The following is a 15,249-nucleotide window of genomic DNA, read 5'->3' as shown; positions in this document are numbered from 1 at the left end:
GTTGTAGGTATATCGATGAAGAACACTTGCCCGGCGTCATGCCGGGCTTTTTTTAAAAAGCCAACACACCTTGCGTATCAATGCTGACTGCAACATTTTGCCCAACGCTCAACGGCTGTGAAGAACTCGCCAGCAACTTACTGCCATACGCATCAATCACATAACGGCAGTGATCGCCCATAAATTGCTGCTCTAACACGCGGACTTTGCTCTCTTGCTGCGCACTAATTTGAATGTGTTGTGGCCGCAGTAGTAATTCGCATTTGGCTTCAAGCTCAATGGGTTGCTGAGCTTTGGCGTCAACCACACCTAAATCGGTCTCAAATTGCCATTCTGAAATTCGTTTGGCGCTTAAATAACTTCCACCACCTAAGAAATCGGCCACAAATTTACTCGACGGTTGGTAGTACAGCTCTGATGCGGTGCCATATTGCTCAATCACACCGTGATTCATTACCGCCATTTTATCAGCAAAAGCAAAAGCTTCTTCGCGGCTATGGGTCACAAAAATAGCCGTCACACCCTGCTTTTTAAAAATGTTGCGAATTTCACCGATCAACTCATGGCGAACTTGGGTATCGATGTTGGAAAACGGCTCATCAAGCAGTAGCAGATCCGGTTTATACGCCAAGGAGCGAGCAATCGCCACTCGCTGCTGCTGTCCACCCGATAGTTGATGAGGATAACGATCCCCCAGCCCCGCTAAGTGCACTAATGCCAACATCTCTTCGACTTTCGCTTTGCGCTCGGTTTGAGAGAGCTGACGCAATCCAAACGCGATATTTTCCGCAACAGTTAAGTGAGGAAACAGCGCATAATCTTGGAAAATCATCCCTATGTTTCGCGCTTCCGGTGGCAACCAATGTTGACCATCATCAATCGTCACACAATTAAGGCTCATCACCCCAGAGCTAAGCGGCAGCAAACCCGCAATAGCTTTCAATAAGGTCGTTTTCCCACAACCACTTGCTCCTAATAAACAGACGATTTCTCCCTGTTTGACTTCCAGCGACAGTGATTGTAAAACCGTTTGGTTTTCATATTTGCAAGTCAAATCATGGATAGACAGCGCACAACTCATCAGTGATTTTGCTCCAGTGAACGGTTAACGACGATAAGCGGAATTAAACCAACCGCGACCAAGAGTATCGCAGGCAAAGCAGCCACTTCTAATTGTTCATCCGATGCGTAGTTATAAACATAGGTCGCCAAGGTTTCGAAATTGAACGGACGCAATAACAAAGCGGCATTCAGCTCTTTCATTGACTCAATAAACACCAACAACCCAGCGATAAGCGTACCACGGCGGATCAATGGCAGATGAACTCGCCACAGCATAGCGTTCGATCGATAACCCATAGTTCGAGCCGCCATATCCAAAGAAGGTGAGACTTTATTGAGGCTACTTTCTATACTACCAATCGCCACGGCCGAAAAACGCACCACTAAAGCAAAAATAATAGCAAACATCGAACCAGAAAAGATAAGACCCGGTCGCCCCCATTGCATCGCTTTAGCAACATCATTGACCCAATGATCCATAAACAGCACCGGAACCATCACACCAATCGCTAGCACGGTTCCGGGAACCGCATACCCCATAGAAGACAAGCGCATAAAGGCTAAAGTCACCCCATTGGCGTTCAACCGATGGCAAAAATTCACGACCAAAGCAATCAACACCGCCACCAGCGCTGTCGTCAACGAAACCGTTAAGCTATTGATCGCAAAGTCTTGGAACTCCGAAGTCCAACTTTTCGCAAAATAATGATAAGCGAATGAGGCCAACTGCAATAAAGGCAGAAGAAACGCGAGCGCAACTAGCCCCCAACACCAACACAAAGCGGCCCATTTTTTCCAACCTTGCAACTGATAGCGAAAATCTTCATGGCTGTTAAATTGGCTTTGAAATAATTTCTGTTTACGACGGCTATAGCGCTCTGCGCTCAGCAGTAATAATACAATCACCAACATGATGGCGGATATTTTCGCTGCCGCATTCAAATTAGAATAACCGAGCCAAGTGTCATACACCGCAGTCGTTAGGGTATTAACGGCAAAGTAACTCACCGTACCAAAATCACCCACCGTTTCCATCGCCACTAAGGAGAGGCCAACCGCCATCGCGGGCCGTGCAAGCGGTAGTGAAATCAGACGAAAACTCTGCCACGGAGAGCATTTTAATAGACGAGCGGATTGCAATAAGGAGACGTTTTGTTCCATGAATGCTGCACGGCACAGTAGGTAAACATATGGATAAAGCACCAGCGCAAGCACAATGCTTGCCCCGCCCAAACTGCGAATGTCGGGAAACCAGTAATCACCTGCGCCCCAACCCATAATATCTCTAAGTAACACTTGCACTGGGCCTGCGTAGTCAAACCAACCGGTAAAGATGTAACCGATAATGTAGCCGGGCATCGCAAGTGGTAACACCAAAGCCCATTGTAAAATACGTTCGGTAGGCAGCTTACACATCGCCATTAACCAAGCACTGGGAATGCCAAATAGCAAAGAAAGCCCCATCACACTGAACGTTAATACGACGGTATTAAAGGTATAGGTAGGCATCACTGTTGACATGAGATGAGAAAAAACCTCATCACTTTGTCCCGCAGCGGTAATAAAGATGGCTAAGATCGGCAAAACCAGTAGCACAGTGACACTGGCACTACTGGTTTTCCATAATGTATTTTTTTCTTTCATTGCCTAATTACAATAAGGCTTACTGACACATAAATGCGTTTGCAAATACATCTCATGCCCCTTCAATAGAATAGGGGCACTGTTATACCCCTAGAATCGATTAAAGGTCAAATTTCACTTCATCAAGCAGCTTAATTGCCGCGGCATGATTGTCGGCAATTTTTTCGAGCGGCAGTGGATCCGCTTTAAAATCACCCCATGAAGCGACTAGTGCAGAACGCTCAACACCTGCTTTTACTGGGTATTCAAAGTTGACGTCAGCGTACATGTGCTGTGCTTTATCGCTGGTCAAAAACTCCATCAGCTTAACTGCGTTTTCTTTGTTAGGCGCGTACTTCGCCATCGCCATACCACTCACGTTAACGTGCGTGCCTTGCGCATTCTGGCCGGGGAAGTTGATGTAGACGGCTTCAGCCCATGATTTTTGCTTCTCATCAGCTAACATTTTCCCTAAATAATAGCTATTACCCAATGAGACATCACACAAACCTTCTTTAATCGCTTTAACTTGGTCACGATCATTACCTTGAGGCTTACGTGCTAAATTTGCTTTGACACCTTCAAGCCAAACTTTAGTGCTCGCTTCGCCTTGCTCTGCAATCATGGATGCAACCAGCGCCACGTTGTAAGGGTGCTTACCACTACGAGTACAGATTTTGCCTTTAAATTCAGGCTTCGCGAGGTCAGCGTAGTTGAAGTCATCACCCAGCTTGCCTACGCGATCGCGTGATGAGTAGACGCTACGGGTACGTATTGTTAGTGCAAACCACTCATCTGCGCTATCGCGATATTGGGCAGGAATGTTAGTTTCAATGGTTTTGTTATCCACCGCTTGGACTAAACCTTTTTCAGATAACTCAAAAAGACGGCTAAATTCTGAGGTTAAAATCACGTCAGCAGGGCTGTACTCACCCTCTTGTACCAATTTCTCAGCAATCCCTTCTTTCGCAAACTTCACATTCACTTTAATGCCCGTTTGTTGAGTGAACTCTTTAAACATCGGCTCAATCAAAAATGGTTGGCGGTATGAGTAAACGTTGACCTCCTCTGCCGCCATCGCGCTCGGAGCCATCACACTACATGCCATCGCAGACAGAGTAAGCAGTTTCTTCATTTCTAGTTCCCTTTAAAATTGGTAATGATAATGTTTATCAGTTTCGTTATTATATTGATGATAGATTGAAAAACAATTCAATCAATAAAAAAACCTGCCTTAATCGGCAGGTTTTTAGGTAGGTTATCTGTAAGGAAATATTACTTTATTGTCACGAATTCTGGGTAGGCCCCCACCCCACAGTCGTGCATATCCATCCCTTCTAATTCTTCTTCTTCCGAAACTCGAATGCCTATCGTTGCCTTCAGAATGCCCCAAACCACAAGGCTTGCACCAAATACCCAAGCGAAAATCACTGCGGCTCCAAGTAGTTGAGCGCCAAAAGTCGCATCAGTATTGCTGATTGGCACAACCATTAAACCGAACAAACCACATACGCCATGTACTGAAATTGCGCCCACAGGATCGTCAATTTTCACTTTATCAAGGGCAATAATGCTAAACACAACCAACACACCCGCTACAGCACCAATCGCTACCGCATACAGTGGTGATGGAGAGAGAGGATCAGCGGTAATAGCCACTAACCCGGCCAACGCACCGTTGAGTACCATGGTTAAATCCGCTTTACCCCAAGTGGTTTTACACACTAATAAAGCCGCGATAGAACCCGCTGCTGCAGCGGCATTGGTGTTGAGGAAAATCTGACCAACCGCTGTTGCGTTTTCAAAATCAGACAGCATTAGTTGTGAACCACCGTTAAAACCAAACCAGCCAAACCACAGGATAAATGTACCCAAAGTCGCAAGTGGCATGTTGGAGCCCGGAATAGGGTAAATTTCACCATTTTTACCGTATTTACCTTTACGTGCTCCCAACAAGATGACCCCAGCTAGCGCCGCCGATGCACCCGCTAAGTGAACAATACCAGAGCCGGCAAAATCACTGAAACCGGCAGCTGAAAGAAAGCCACCACCCCAAGTCCAATAGCCTTCCATTGGGTAAATGAATGCGGTCAAAATGACGGAAAAAATAAGGAACGACCACAATTTCATTCGCTCAGCGACAGCGCCAGAAACCACCGACATCGCGGTTGCCACAAACACCACTTGGAAGAAAAAGTCTGATTCAAGGGAGTGATCCGCGCCTTCTGCTTGGCTACCTATCAAGGAGCCGAATGAAGGCAGCCAGCCTGCTTCTGCGTTATCAACATACATAATGTTGTAACCAACCACTAAATACGTGGTACAGGCAATCGCGTACAAACAAAAGTTTTTGGTTAAAATTTCAGTGGTGTTTTTAGAACGAACTAAACCTGCCTCTAGCATGGCAAAGCCAGCCGCCATCCACATCACCAACGCACCCGAAATCAAGAAAAAAAACGTATCGAGTGCGTAACGTAGCTCTGTTACCGTTGCTGCTAATTCCATAATGGTTATCTCCAATCCTTTGAATCTTTACAGTGCTTCACTGTCCATTTCGCCAGTACGAATACGCACAGCTTGGCTGAGGTCATACACAAAAATTTTTCCGTCACCAATTTTTCCGGTGTGCGCCGCTTTGATGATCGCCTCTATCACGCGATCGACATTTTCAGCTTGTGTCGCTATTTCTAATTTCACTTTAGGCAGAAAATCGACTTGATATTCCGCGCCTCGGTAGAGCTCGGTGTGCCCTTTTTGGCGACCAAAGCCTTTCACTTCGGAAACCGTCATCCCTTCGATGCCGACATCGGCCAAAGCTTCACGCACATCGTCTAACTTAAATGGTTTAATTATCGCGTTGATCAGTTTCATAGCATCCTCTCACAAGCAGTAGTCCGTTTACGATCAATACAATCCAAGCTGCATGCCAACTTTTTAACTTAATGATTTTAAAAGATTTACAACCATTTCTTATGCCAAAAAGAAAAGGGTTGCACAAATGAGGTGCAACCCTTTCCCACAAATAAAGCGAAGTGTTTAATCTTCACCAGTTTTGTGCAGCGCTAAGTGAAGTCCGCAGGTGAGTAACGTACAAATTCGCACCACTGCTTGATCATCGAAGCAAAATCATCAATGCCGCAGCTTGCGGTGCTTTCACAATCGTAAAAATCAAACTCACTGTCACTATCAAGCGCTTCACCATGCGTCAAAACATTGGCCTGAACCGTGACCTCATCGGCAAGAATCATCACGCTGATCTCCAGCCCCTCAAGCGTCTGCTCTTGATTAAATGCACGTTTCGATGCTGCCATTAGCGCAATAACTTGATCTATTTTGGGAAGATCGTTGCTGATCTCCTCTTGTAGCCAACGGCCAATAATTTCGTGCCCCATCGAAAAAGAGCAGTAATAGCTCCCATCTAGGGTATTTTTTTTAAATTCGTAGTCCATCGGGTTCTCGATATTGGTGCTTGGGGATACGGATAACTTTGTTATTATCGGTGATTATGGCTAACGAAACCACTTGAGATTATGCAGATCACAGAAACCACCGCACGCCAGATTGTAGAAAGAGCGATGAAGATCATCACTTATTCAGTCAACGTAATGGATGAAAAGGGACGCATTATTGGCTCAGGTGATCCCACTCGTTTGCACCAGAAACACGAAGGGGCGATTTTAGCCATCAATGAAAATCGAGTGGTTGAAATTGATCATGCCACCGCCAGTTACCTAAAAGGCGTTAAACCCGGCATCAATTTCCCCATCATTTATCAACAACGAGTGATCGGCGTAGTTGGAATTTCCGGTAACCCAACGGAGGTTCACCGTTATGGCGAGCTGGTCAAAATGACGGCGGAGCTTATCGTTGAACAAGCCGCACTGATGGCACAAGTACAGTGGAATAAGCGCCACCGTGAAGAGCTGCTATTACAACTAATTCAAGGTGCCACTCTCAACGAAACACAGCTCAATTCAATCGCCGAGCGATTAGGGCTCGATCTTTCCCAGCCGCGTATCGCTGCCGTGGTCAAATTGATCCCAGATAACGACACCGCCTTATCACTAGAACACTTACAGCAGTTAGTGCATCTGCTGGAATACCCTGAACGGGACAATTTGGTGGGGATCATTTCAGTTTCTCACAACGAAGTGGTGGTTTTAAAACCCATCTCACTCACCGAAAAAGGTTGGTCACAAGAGACCGAAACTAAACGAGTCAATCAACTGTTGAAGCGAGTGAAAAAAGAGGGAAAATTCACCATCAAAATTGCACTAGGTGATTATTTTCCAACGCTCTCTGGGCTGGCTCAATCTTATCAAACCGCCAAGTTGACGATGCAAGCCTCCCACCATAAACAGGGAGACGTCTTCTTTTATCAAGATGATAAGTTACCTGTACTGCTCAATAGCGTACAGCATGAGCCATGGAGCCGCGAGCAGTTACGCCAACCTTATACCCTGCTGGAACGGTATGATACTAAGGGAATATTAATTAAAACCCTCCGCCATTATTTTGAGCAAAACTGCGATGTTCATCAAACTTGCCAAACACTGCATATTCACCGTAATACCTTGCGCTATAGGCTTGAAAAAATTGAGCAAGTAACCGCTTTAAAATTCAATCAGTTAAATGACATTACTCACCTTTATTTGGCTTTATCTTGCTTCAAATAAAAACATAAAATTGTGCACTTGCACAATTAATCAGTCGCGTCAAAGCCAGTAATCTGTGCAATAGACTGAAGACTCTTTTATTTTTGCTCCCTATATTGCAGCCAATCACTGATAAAAAATATGGATATAGAAGATGATTGAAGTTTCAACTCTCGGAGCTCTGGCCGCATTAGTCGTGGCTATCACGCTCATTCTAAAAAAAGTACCACCCGCCTATGGCATGATCATCGGCGCGTTGGTCGGTGGCGTGATCGGCGGTGTATCGCTGACCGACACCGTTGCTCTGATGATTGGTGGCGCACAAGGCATTGTGACCGCGGTGCTACGCATTCTTGCAGCAGGTATTTTGGCAGGTGTATTGATTGAATCAGGCGCTGCCACTTCCATTGCAGAAACCATAGTGAAAAAGGTTGGAGAAACTCGCGCTTTATTTGCCTTGGCCTTAGCAACCTTAATTTTGACTGCGGTCGGCGTGTTTGTCGACGTGGCAGTAATCACCGTATCTCCTATCGCTCTGGCGATCGCTCGCCGTGCCGATCTCTCCAAGGCGGCCATTCTGCTAGCGATGATTGGCGGCGGTAAAGCGGGTAACGTAATGTCACCTAACCCTAATGCGATTGCCGCAGCCGACGCGTTTAACGTGCCACTTACTTCTGTGATGGCGGCAGGTATTATTCCTGGGATCTGCGGGCTTATTGTGGCTTACTTGATTGCCAAACGTTTAGTTAATAAAGGAAGTAAAGTCTCCGCCAATGAAGTCGTTGCGGTGGATCATTCTAGGCTCCCCCGCTTTAGCTCAGCGATCATCGCACCATTAGTGGCGATTGTGTTACTCGCACTACGCCCTATCGCTGGCATCAATGTGGATCCTTTAATTGCACTCCCATTAGGTGGATTAGTCGGTGCGGTCGTGATGGGACGATTTGCAGACACTAACCACTTCGCGGTTTCAGGTTTAACACGCATGGCTCCGGTTGCGGTTATGCTGCTTGGTACTGGTACTTTAGCCGGCATCATCGCCAATTCAGGTCTTAAAGGCGGTTTAATCGAAGTACTGACCGCTTCTGGCTTGCCTTCTTACCTGCTTGCACCGATCTCAGGTGCAATGATGTCACTGGCGACCGCTTCAACCACCGCAGGTACAGCCGTTGCCTCCAGCGTCTTTAGCTCCACTATACTCGAACTAGGCGTACCCGCACTGGCAGGGGCTGCCATGATCCATTCAGGTGCGACCGTACTTGATCATATGCCACACGGTAGTTTCTTCCATGCCACGGGCGGAGCGGTACATATGGACATTCGTGAGCGTCTCACCTTAATTCCTTATGAATCGGCAGTAGGTTTAGTGATTGCCTTCATTTCTGTGATGATTTTTGGCGTATTTGGTCTGTTTGTTTAACGCAGTTAAGGTGTTAAAAATGAAAATTGTTATTGCTCCAGATTCTTATAAAGAGAGCCTAACGGCAATGGAAGTCGCCACCGCGATAGAGAATGGATTCAAACAAGTGTTACCGGATGCGCACTACATTAAGTTACCGATGGCTGATGGCGGCGAAGGGACGGTCCAATCACTGGTTGATGCCACTAATGGATCGATTGTTACCACAACGGTGACGGCGCCGCTAGGTGAGCAAGTCGAGGCTTTTTATGGCTTAATGGGTGATGGTAAAACAGCGATCATTGAGATGGCGGCCGCATCTGGCTTACACCTTGTGCCGCCAGAGCAACGCAACCCAATGAACACCACCAGCTACGGTACTGGTGAGCTGATTAAAACCGTGCTCGATCAAGGTGTTGAACACATCATCATCGGCATTGGTGGTAGTGCAACCAACGATGGTGGCCTCGGCATGGCGCAAGCCCTCGGCATTCAACTGCTTGATTCAGATGGCAATCCATTAGGCTTTGGTGGCGGTGAATTGTCAAAACTGACCTCAATTAATCTCACACAACTGGACCCACGTTTAGCCCACATCAAACTGGAGGTCGCCTGCGATGTCGATAATCCACTGTGCGGCGTACAAGGCGCTTCGCACGTCTTTGGCCCACAAAAAGGAGCAACACCCGAGATGGTCGCGCAACTTGATGCCAACCTTGCGCATTATGCAAACATCATCAAAATGCAATTAGGTCGTGATGTTAAAGAGATGCCGGGCGCTGGCGCGGCAGGCGGTTTAGGTGCGGCGCTGGTTGGTCTACTAGGAGCGAGCCTTCGTCCGGGCATTGAAATTGTGATGGATGCCGTGAACCTTAGCGATGTGGTAAAGGATGCCGATTTAGTCATCACTGGGGAAGGACGCATTGATAGCCAAACCATTCACGGTAAAACGCCAATCGGTGTTGCGCGCACTGCCAAACTTTTTTCCGTGCCAGTGATCGGCATTGCAGGCTGCTTGTCAGCAGACTGCGCCGTTGTTCACCCACATGGCATTGATGCGGTATTCAGTGTCGTTCCACGCTCGGTCGACTTGCCTACAGCCCTTGCCGAAGCGGCGCAAAACGTAGAAATGACCGCGCGTAATGTCGCGTGTGTTTTTAGCTTGTCTTACAGGCAATAACTATTTCGCTGAATACCATATGACGTTCACACTCATTTTAACTCCATTGACAAAACAACGTTATGAATTATGGGTCAAGTCATTATTGGCGGAGCATTGCAGCCACCAATCGAACTTAATCTAATGTTATTTCAGCATTGAGTGAGAAGCTAGAATGGTAAAAAGCCACCGAATCGGTGGCTTTTTTATTAGGAGGTTAGCTTGGATAGCCCTTACACCGCTTGCTGGACAATCACACTGTCCGCTTTTTTAGTGTATTGCGCCATACGATGGAAGTTGAGGTAGCGATAGGTATCAGCTGCAGTTGCGTTGATCTGCTTCGCGTACTCTAGGTACTCTTCCAGTGTCGGAATGCGGCCTAAAATGGCACCCACGGCCGACAGCTCTGCCGAAGCAAGGTAAACATTCGCGCCAGTCCCTAAACGGTTCGGGAAGTTACGAGTCGAAGTCGACATAACGGTCGCTTTATCGGCAACACGCGCTTGGTTACCCATGCATAACGAACATCCTGGAGTTTCAATACGTACCCCAGCGCGACCAAAGATGCCGTAATAGCCCTCTTCGGTAAGCTGATCTTTGTCCATCTTAGTCGGTGGCGCAACCCACAAACGCGTATCTAACTGACCATTGAACTTCTCAAGCAATTTACCTGCCGCACGGAAGTGACCAATGTTGGTCATACAAGAACCGATGAAGACTTCATCAATAGGCGTACCTTGTACATCAGAAAGTAAGCGCGCATCGTCTGGGTCATTTGGCGCACATAAAATAGGCTCTTTAATCTCAGCAAGATCAATCTCAATCACATGTGCGTATTCTGCATCACTATCCGCTTGCATCAACTCAGGATTGGCTAGCCACGCTTCCATCGCCGTAATACGACGCTCGATAGTACGGCGGTCACCATAACCTTCGGCGATCATCCACTTCAACATAGTGATGTTAGAGTTGAGGTACTCTTCAATTGAGGCTTGTGACAATTTAACCGTACAACCCGCCGCACTGCGTTCTGCCGAGGCATCAGAAAGTTCAAACGCTTGCTCAACCGTTAAGTGCTCAACCCCTTCGATTTCTAGCACACGGCCAGAGAATTCGTTAATTTTCCCCGCTTTCGCCACTGTAAGCAGGCCTTGCTTAATCCCGTAATAAGGAATCGCGTGCACTAGATCGCGCAGCGTGATGCCCGGCTGCATTTCACCTTTGAAACGCACCAAGACAGATTCTGGCATATCCAGTGGCATCACACCCGTTGCGGCCGCAAAAGCAACCAAGCCAGAACCGGCTGGGAATGAAATGCCAAGCGGGAAGCGTGTATGCGAGTCACCACCAGTACCGACGGTATCAGGTAACAACATACGGTTTAGCCATGAGTGAATAACGCCATCACCCGGACGCAGTGAAACACCGCCACGGTTCATGATGAAATCAGGCAAGGTATGGTGGGTATTCACATCGACAGGCTTTGGATAAGCCGAGGTATGACAGAAAGATTGCATGACTAAGTCAGCAGAGAAACCGAGACACGCCAAATCTTTCAATTCATCACGTGTCATCGGGCCAGTGGTATCTTGCGATCCAACCGTGGTCATTTTAGGTTCGCAGTAAGTCCCCGGACGAACACCCGTCACGCCGCATGCTTTACCGACCATTTTCTGAGCCAGTGTATAACCTTTGCCTGTATCAGCCACTGCAACTGGGCGACGAAATACTGTTGACGCTTCTAAGCCTAGTGCTTCGCGTGCTTTATCCGTTAAACCACGACCAACGATCAGTGGAATACGGCCGCCAGCGCGCACTTCATCAATCAATACGTCGGTTTTAAGCTTGAACGTGGCAAGCACTTCGCCAGTGTCGTGGTTACACACTTTGCCTTCAAATGGATAAACATCAATCACATCACCCATGTTAAGCTTGGTAACGTCAACTTCAATCGGTAACGCGCCGGCATCTTCCATGGTGTTGAAGAAGATAGGTGCAATTTTACCGCCGAGCACGTAGCCACCCGCGCGTTTATTGGGCACAAATGGGATGTCGTCACCCATAAACCACAAAACAGAGTTAGTCGCTGATTTACGAGACGAGCCTGTACCGACCACATCACCCACATAGACTAGCTGATGGCCTTTCTCTTTTAGAGCTTCGATTTGAGTGATAGGGCCAATGCTGCCTGCTTTATCGGGTTGAATGCCTTCACGTTCATTTTTCAACATAGCCAGTGCATGCACTGGAATATCTGGGCGTGACCATGCATCTGGCGCTGGTGACAAATCATCAGTGTTGGTTTCGCCAGTAACTTTAAATACGGTTAGCGTGATCTTCTCTTGAAGCGCCGGTTTTGAAAGGAACCATTCCGCGTCTGCCCATGATTGCAGCACTTTTTGTGCATGTGCATTACCCGCTTTTGCTTTCTCTTCTACGTCATAGAACGCATCAAACATCAGTAGAGTACGCGATAGTGCATCAGCCGCAATAGGTGCCAGCTCAGCATCATCAAGCAATGAGACTAGCGGCTCGATGTTATAACCGCCTTGCATAGTTCCGAGTAGTTGCGCAGCTTTTGCGCGGCTCACTAACGGTGAAGAGACCTCACCTTTAGTTATGGCGGTTAAAAAGCCCGCTTTAACATAAGCGGCCTCATCCACACCGGGAGGAATTCGATTTTCAAGGAGATCAAGCATGAACGCTTCTTCACCTTGAGGGGGATTTTTCAACAGTTCAACAAGTCCTGCGACTTGTTCAGCATTTAGGGGTCTAGGAACAACTCCTTCGGCAGCACGCTCTGCGACGTGTTTACGGTAGGCTTCAAGCACGACTTTTTCCTCTCATTGCGGTTTACCCCATTATTATTGACATGATGGGCAAACATCCTTGGAAACTTGGCTCTCCATTGCCAGATATTTTTATGTAATCAGCGGCAGAGAGGCCAAACTGTGGGACGAAGAATAGCAAATTTAACTTTAAATTAAAATCTTATCATTTTGACCAACATAGCAACTTAAGACTAAAGTTCTATGATTTTTGAGTCACTTACCGCCCACTTTTCAGCTCAATTCTCGCTAAAAGGTAGTGCCAATACTCAAGTATATCGAATCAAAATTATCTTCGGTTCGACCATAAGCAAACATAATCGGTCCAATCGGCGAATCAACCCCGGCAAACACCGATCCCGCACCGTATAATGGGGCGGTATCAAAGCTTAGATCAGGATCAGACCATACACCGCCGTATTCTATTGATGCACCGACATAAAATGGGGAACTGAACAGGCCAAAGTCATTATCAAACCAGCGATAACGATACACCAAACTGGTGAACGCTTTATTCTGTCCAATCAAGCTGTTACGAGGAATACCCGATAAATTTAAGAAACCACCAATCGATTTAGGGTTTATCGGCTCACTAGAATTTTTACTTTGTACCACACCGTAATCAAGATTACCGACCAAAGTATGCCTGCCAAGGCTATAAGCAGCGATCAATTCACCGGAAAATTCATACACGGTATCGTTTGATTCAAGATCGGAAGAGACGCCAGAAACTTTATCGTGCGATGCAAGATACTCAAGATCAAGATAAACACCGCGGGTAGGCAAGCTGAAGTCATCTAAGGTATCAATGCGGTAGTTAGCAAACACACCAGCACGGGTGTAATCCATATTTCCTATGGATGGCCAATTTGAGACTTCAGCCTCCCCATCGGTATAGCGGATCCCTACCTTAAACTCTCGCCATAATTTATCTTGATAACCAAGCGATAATTCTCCCACCCATTCTAAATAAAGAATAGGTAAATAGTCTTTACTGGCTTTCAAGCTAGTGTCATCAAATCCACTCATTGGCTTATTACGTTTATCATTGCTAAACGTGACCAAGGCAGAGGTAAACGCTTTTTGCCCTGAGAACAGAGGAGAAAAAAGCTCCGCTTCGATGATCTTATCGGTGCCCATTTCTAGATTGAAACGTAATTCAGAACCAAACGAATTTAAGTTAGTGAAATTGGAAGAGATACCCAGCGCATATTGACTATCCGTATGAAAATCATCTTCTAAGAAAAAGCGAAAATTGAGGTAATTTGGCCCCCAAGATTTCTCTTTTACATCGATGACCAGTTGGTTCTTTCCTTCAAATTCTCGGTATTCATAAGTCACTAACTCAAAGCGATCCAATGCATAGAGATTTTCGACCGTCGCTTCAATCTGCTCGGTTGATAGCGGTTGTCCTGTCTTTAAATGTAAACGGTTTTTTAACAATTGATCGCTGTAATGACTGCGGTTGTTGAGTACGATTTCATCAACCTTTACATCATCGCCATAAATTAAAGCCCTGCGGCGAGCTTGTTTTGCTTCCACATAACGTTGATAACTAGCACTCGATAATGACAACGAAGCCAATACCGATTGGTTCGCCATTGCGATATCGTACCCTTTCCTATAAGCCGTAGGCATTTTATCAAATTCAGTGGTTTCCATACTGCCGACATCAGGGCGTAAAAATACATCTCGCTCATTCAATAAACGTGCTTGTTTTTGAGTGCTTCTTTGTACGAGATAGTTGGAAAGCTGATCGGCTACCGTCAAAAAGGTGGTGAAAGCTTCTTGGTTTTTGTAATCGGTACTGATATCGATCGCGATAACAATATCAGCCCCTAAGGCACGTGCAACATCAACAGGCATGTTATTGGTCACACCGCCATCGACTAACCAACGACCATCAACTTCGTAAGGTGGCAGTGCTCCAGGTACTGACATACTCGCCATCATCGCATCCACTAAATAGCCACGATCCAGCACCACTTCCTCAAGAGCAATGATATCAGTGGCTACCGCGCGATAAGGGATAGGCAGTTGGTCAAAGGACTGAAATTCAGAGAGATTGCCCGACGTTTCTCGCAAAATACGCAACATATTCTGCCCTTGCACCACACCGCGTGGTGCGCGGATCTCCCCCCAACGCAGTCCAAGGTCGGTGGTCAGTTGATAGCGGTCTTCGTACTCTTTATCCCGAACACGACGTTGGCTACGGTTGACCCGGTCACGATAACCTTCATTCCAATCTACGCTGTAAATTAAACTTTCAATTTCATCGGCGCTCATACCACTGGCATAGAGGCCGCCCACATAAGCGCCCATGCTGGTACCAGTAATGAAATCAACGGGGATGCGCATCTCTTCCAGCGCTTTGAGAACGCCAATGTGCGCTGCACCTTTTGCTCCGCCACCAGCAAGTACCACAGCAATCTTGGGGCGCGCAGCACTGTCCAGCATAGGTTTTTCAGCTTGTGGCTCATCAGCCACCGCGAAAGTCGCAGGAAACATGAATACCAAGAACAA

11 protein-coding genes are annotated in these 15,249 nt (G+C 46.8%); 3 read left to right on the top strand and 8 right to left on the bottom strand.

All coding sequences use genetic code 11. The features are described from left to right. Positions 1-52 precede the first annotated feature (52 nt). From AACV32_RS10865 to AACV32_RS10840, 6 genes are all read right to left on the bottom strand, one after another. Positions 53-1,081 carry an ABC transporter ATP-binding protein gene (locus tag AACV32_RS10865; RefSeq protein ID WP_013857649.1) on the bottom strand — a complete coding sequence of 343 codons (1,029 nt, stop codon included), beginning with the start codon at positions 1,079-1,081 and terminating at the stop codon, positions 53-55. Beyond that, positions 1,081-2,706 carry an ABC transporter permease gene (locus tag AACV32_RS10860; RefSeq protein WP_017049764.1) on the bottom strand — a complete coding sequence of 542 codons (1,626 nt, stop codon included), beginning with the start codon at positions 2,704-2,706 and terminating at the stop codon, positions 1,081-1,083. The genes AACV32_RS10865 and AACV32_RS10860 overlap by 1 nt, the downstream gene beginning before the upstream one ends. A 100-nt stretch (positions 2,707-2,806) precedes the next feature. Beyond that, positions 2,807-3,820, bottom strand: coding sequence for a Fe(3+) ABC transporter substrate-binding protein (locus tag AACV32_RS10855; protein WP_013857651.1), 1,014 nt, complete (start codon positions 3,818-3,820; stop codon positions 2,807-2,809). Between the two features lie 140 nt (positions 3,821-3,960). After that, positions 3,961-5,190 (bottom strand): ammonium transporter, encoded by a 1,230-nt coding sequence (locus tag AACV32_RS10850; RefSeq protein ID WP_026028234.1) that lies wholly within the window; start codon positions 5,188-5,190, stop codon positions 3,961-3,963. Between the two features lie 27 nt (positions 5,191-5,217). Then, complete coding sequence (locus AACV32_RS10845) at positions 5,218-5,556, bottom strand: P-II family nitrogen regulator (protein WP_010317537.1); 339 nt, start codon at positions 5,554-5,556, stop codon at positions 5,218-5,220. A 191-nt stretch (positions 5,557-5,747) separates the two neighbouring features. Further along, on the bottom strand, positions 5,748-6,134 hold the full coding sequence (locus AACV32_RS10840; protein ID WP_170894994.1) for a YacL family protein: 387 nt from the start codon (positions 6,132-6,134) through the stop codon (positions 5,748-5,750). Positions 6,135-6,215: 81 nt separating this feature from the next. Here AACV32_RS10840 and AACV32_RS10835 point away from each other — a divergent pair, with 81 nt between their 5' ends. From AACV32_RS10835 to AACV32_RS10825, 3 genes are all read left to right on the top strand, one after another. After that, positions 6,216-7,361, top strand: coding sequence for a sugar diacid recognition domain-containing protein (locus AACV32_RS10835; protein ID WP_170894995.1), 1,146 nt, complete (start codon positions 6,216-6,218; stop codon positions 7,359-7,361). Positions 7,362-7,494: 133 nt separating this feature from the next. Next, the gene (locus AACV32_RS10830; protein ID WP_094163604.1) at positions 7,495-8,760 is read left to right on the top strand and encodes a GntP family permease; all 1,266 of its coding nucleotides are present in this window, start codon (positions 7,495-7,497) and stop codon (positions 8,758-8,760) included. 19 nt (positions 8,761-8,779) lie between these two features. Next, positions 8,780-9,919, top strand: coding sequence for a glycerate kinase (locus AACV32_RS10825; protein ID WP_026029025.1), 1,140 nt, complete (start codon positions 8,780-8,782; stop codon positions 9,917-9,919). A 212-nt stretch (positions 9,920-10,131) separates the two neighbouring features. Here AACV32_RS10825 and acnB read toward each other — a convergent pair whose 3' ends face one another. Together acnB and AACV32_RS10815 are read right to left on the bottom strand one after the other, a co-directional pair. Next, a complete protein-coding gene (gene acnB / locus AACV32_RS10820; RefSeq protein ID WP_017045872.1) occupies positions 10,132-12,729 on the bottom strand; it encodes a bifunctional aconitate hydratase 2/2-methylisocitrate dehydratase in 2,598 nt (865 codons plus the stop codon). Between the two features lie 246 nt (positions 12,730-12,975). After that, on the bottom strand, positions 12,976-15,234 hold the full coding sequence (locus tag AACV32_RS10815) for a patatin-like phospholipase family protein (RefSeq protein ID WP_170895067.1): 2,259 nt from the start codon (positions 15,232-15,234) through the stop codon (positions 12,976-12,978). Between the last annotated feature and the right edge of the window lie 15 nt (positions 15,235-15,249).

It is taken from the genome of Vibrio sp. B7 (genome assembly GCF_963888765.1).
Classification (GTDB): Bacteria; Pseudomonadota; Gammaproteobacteria; order Enterobacterales; family Vibrionaceae; genus Vibrio; species Vibrio anguillarum.
Note: the sequence above shows the minus strand (reverse complement) of the source record. Positions and strands in the feature narration are given on the sequence as shown.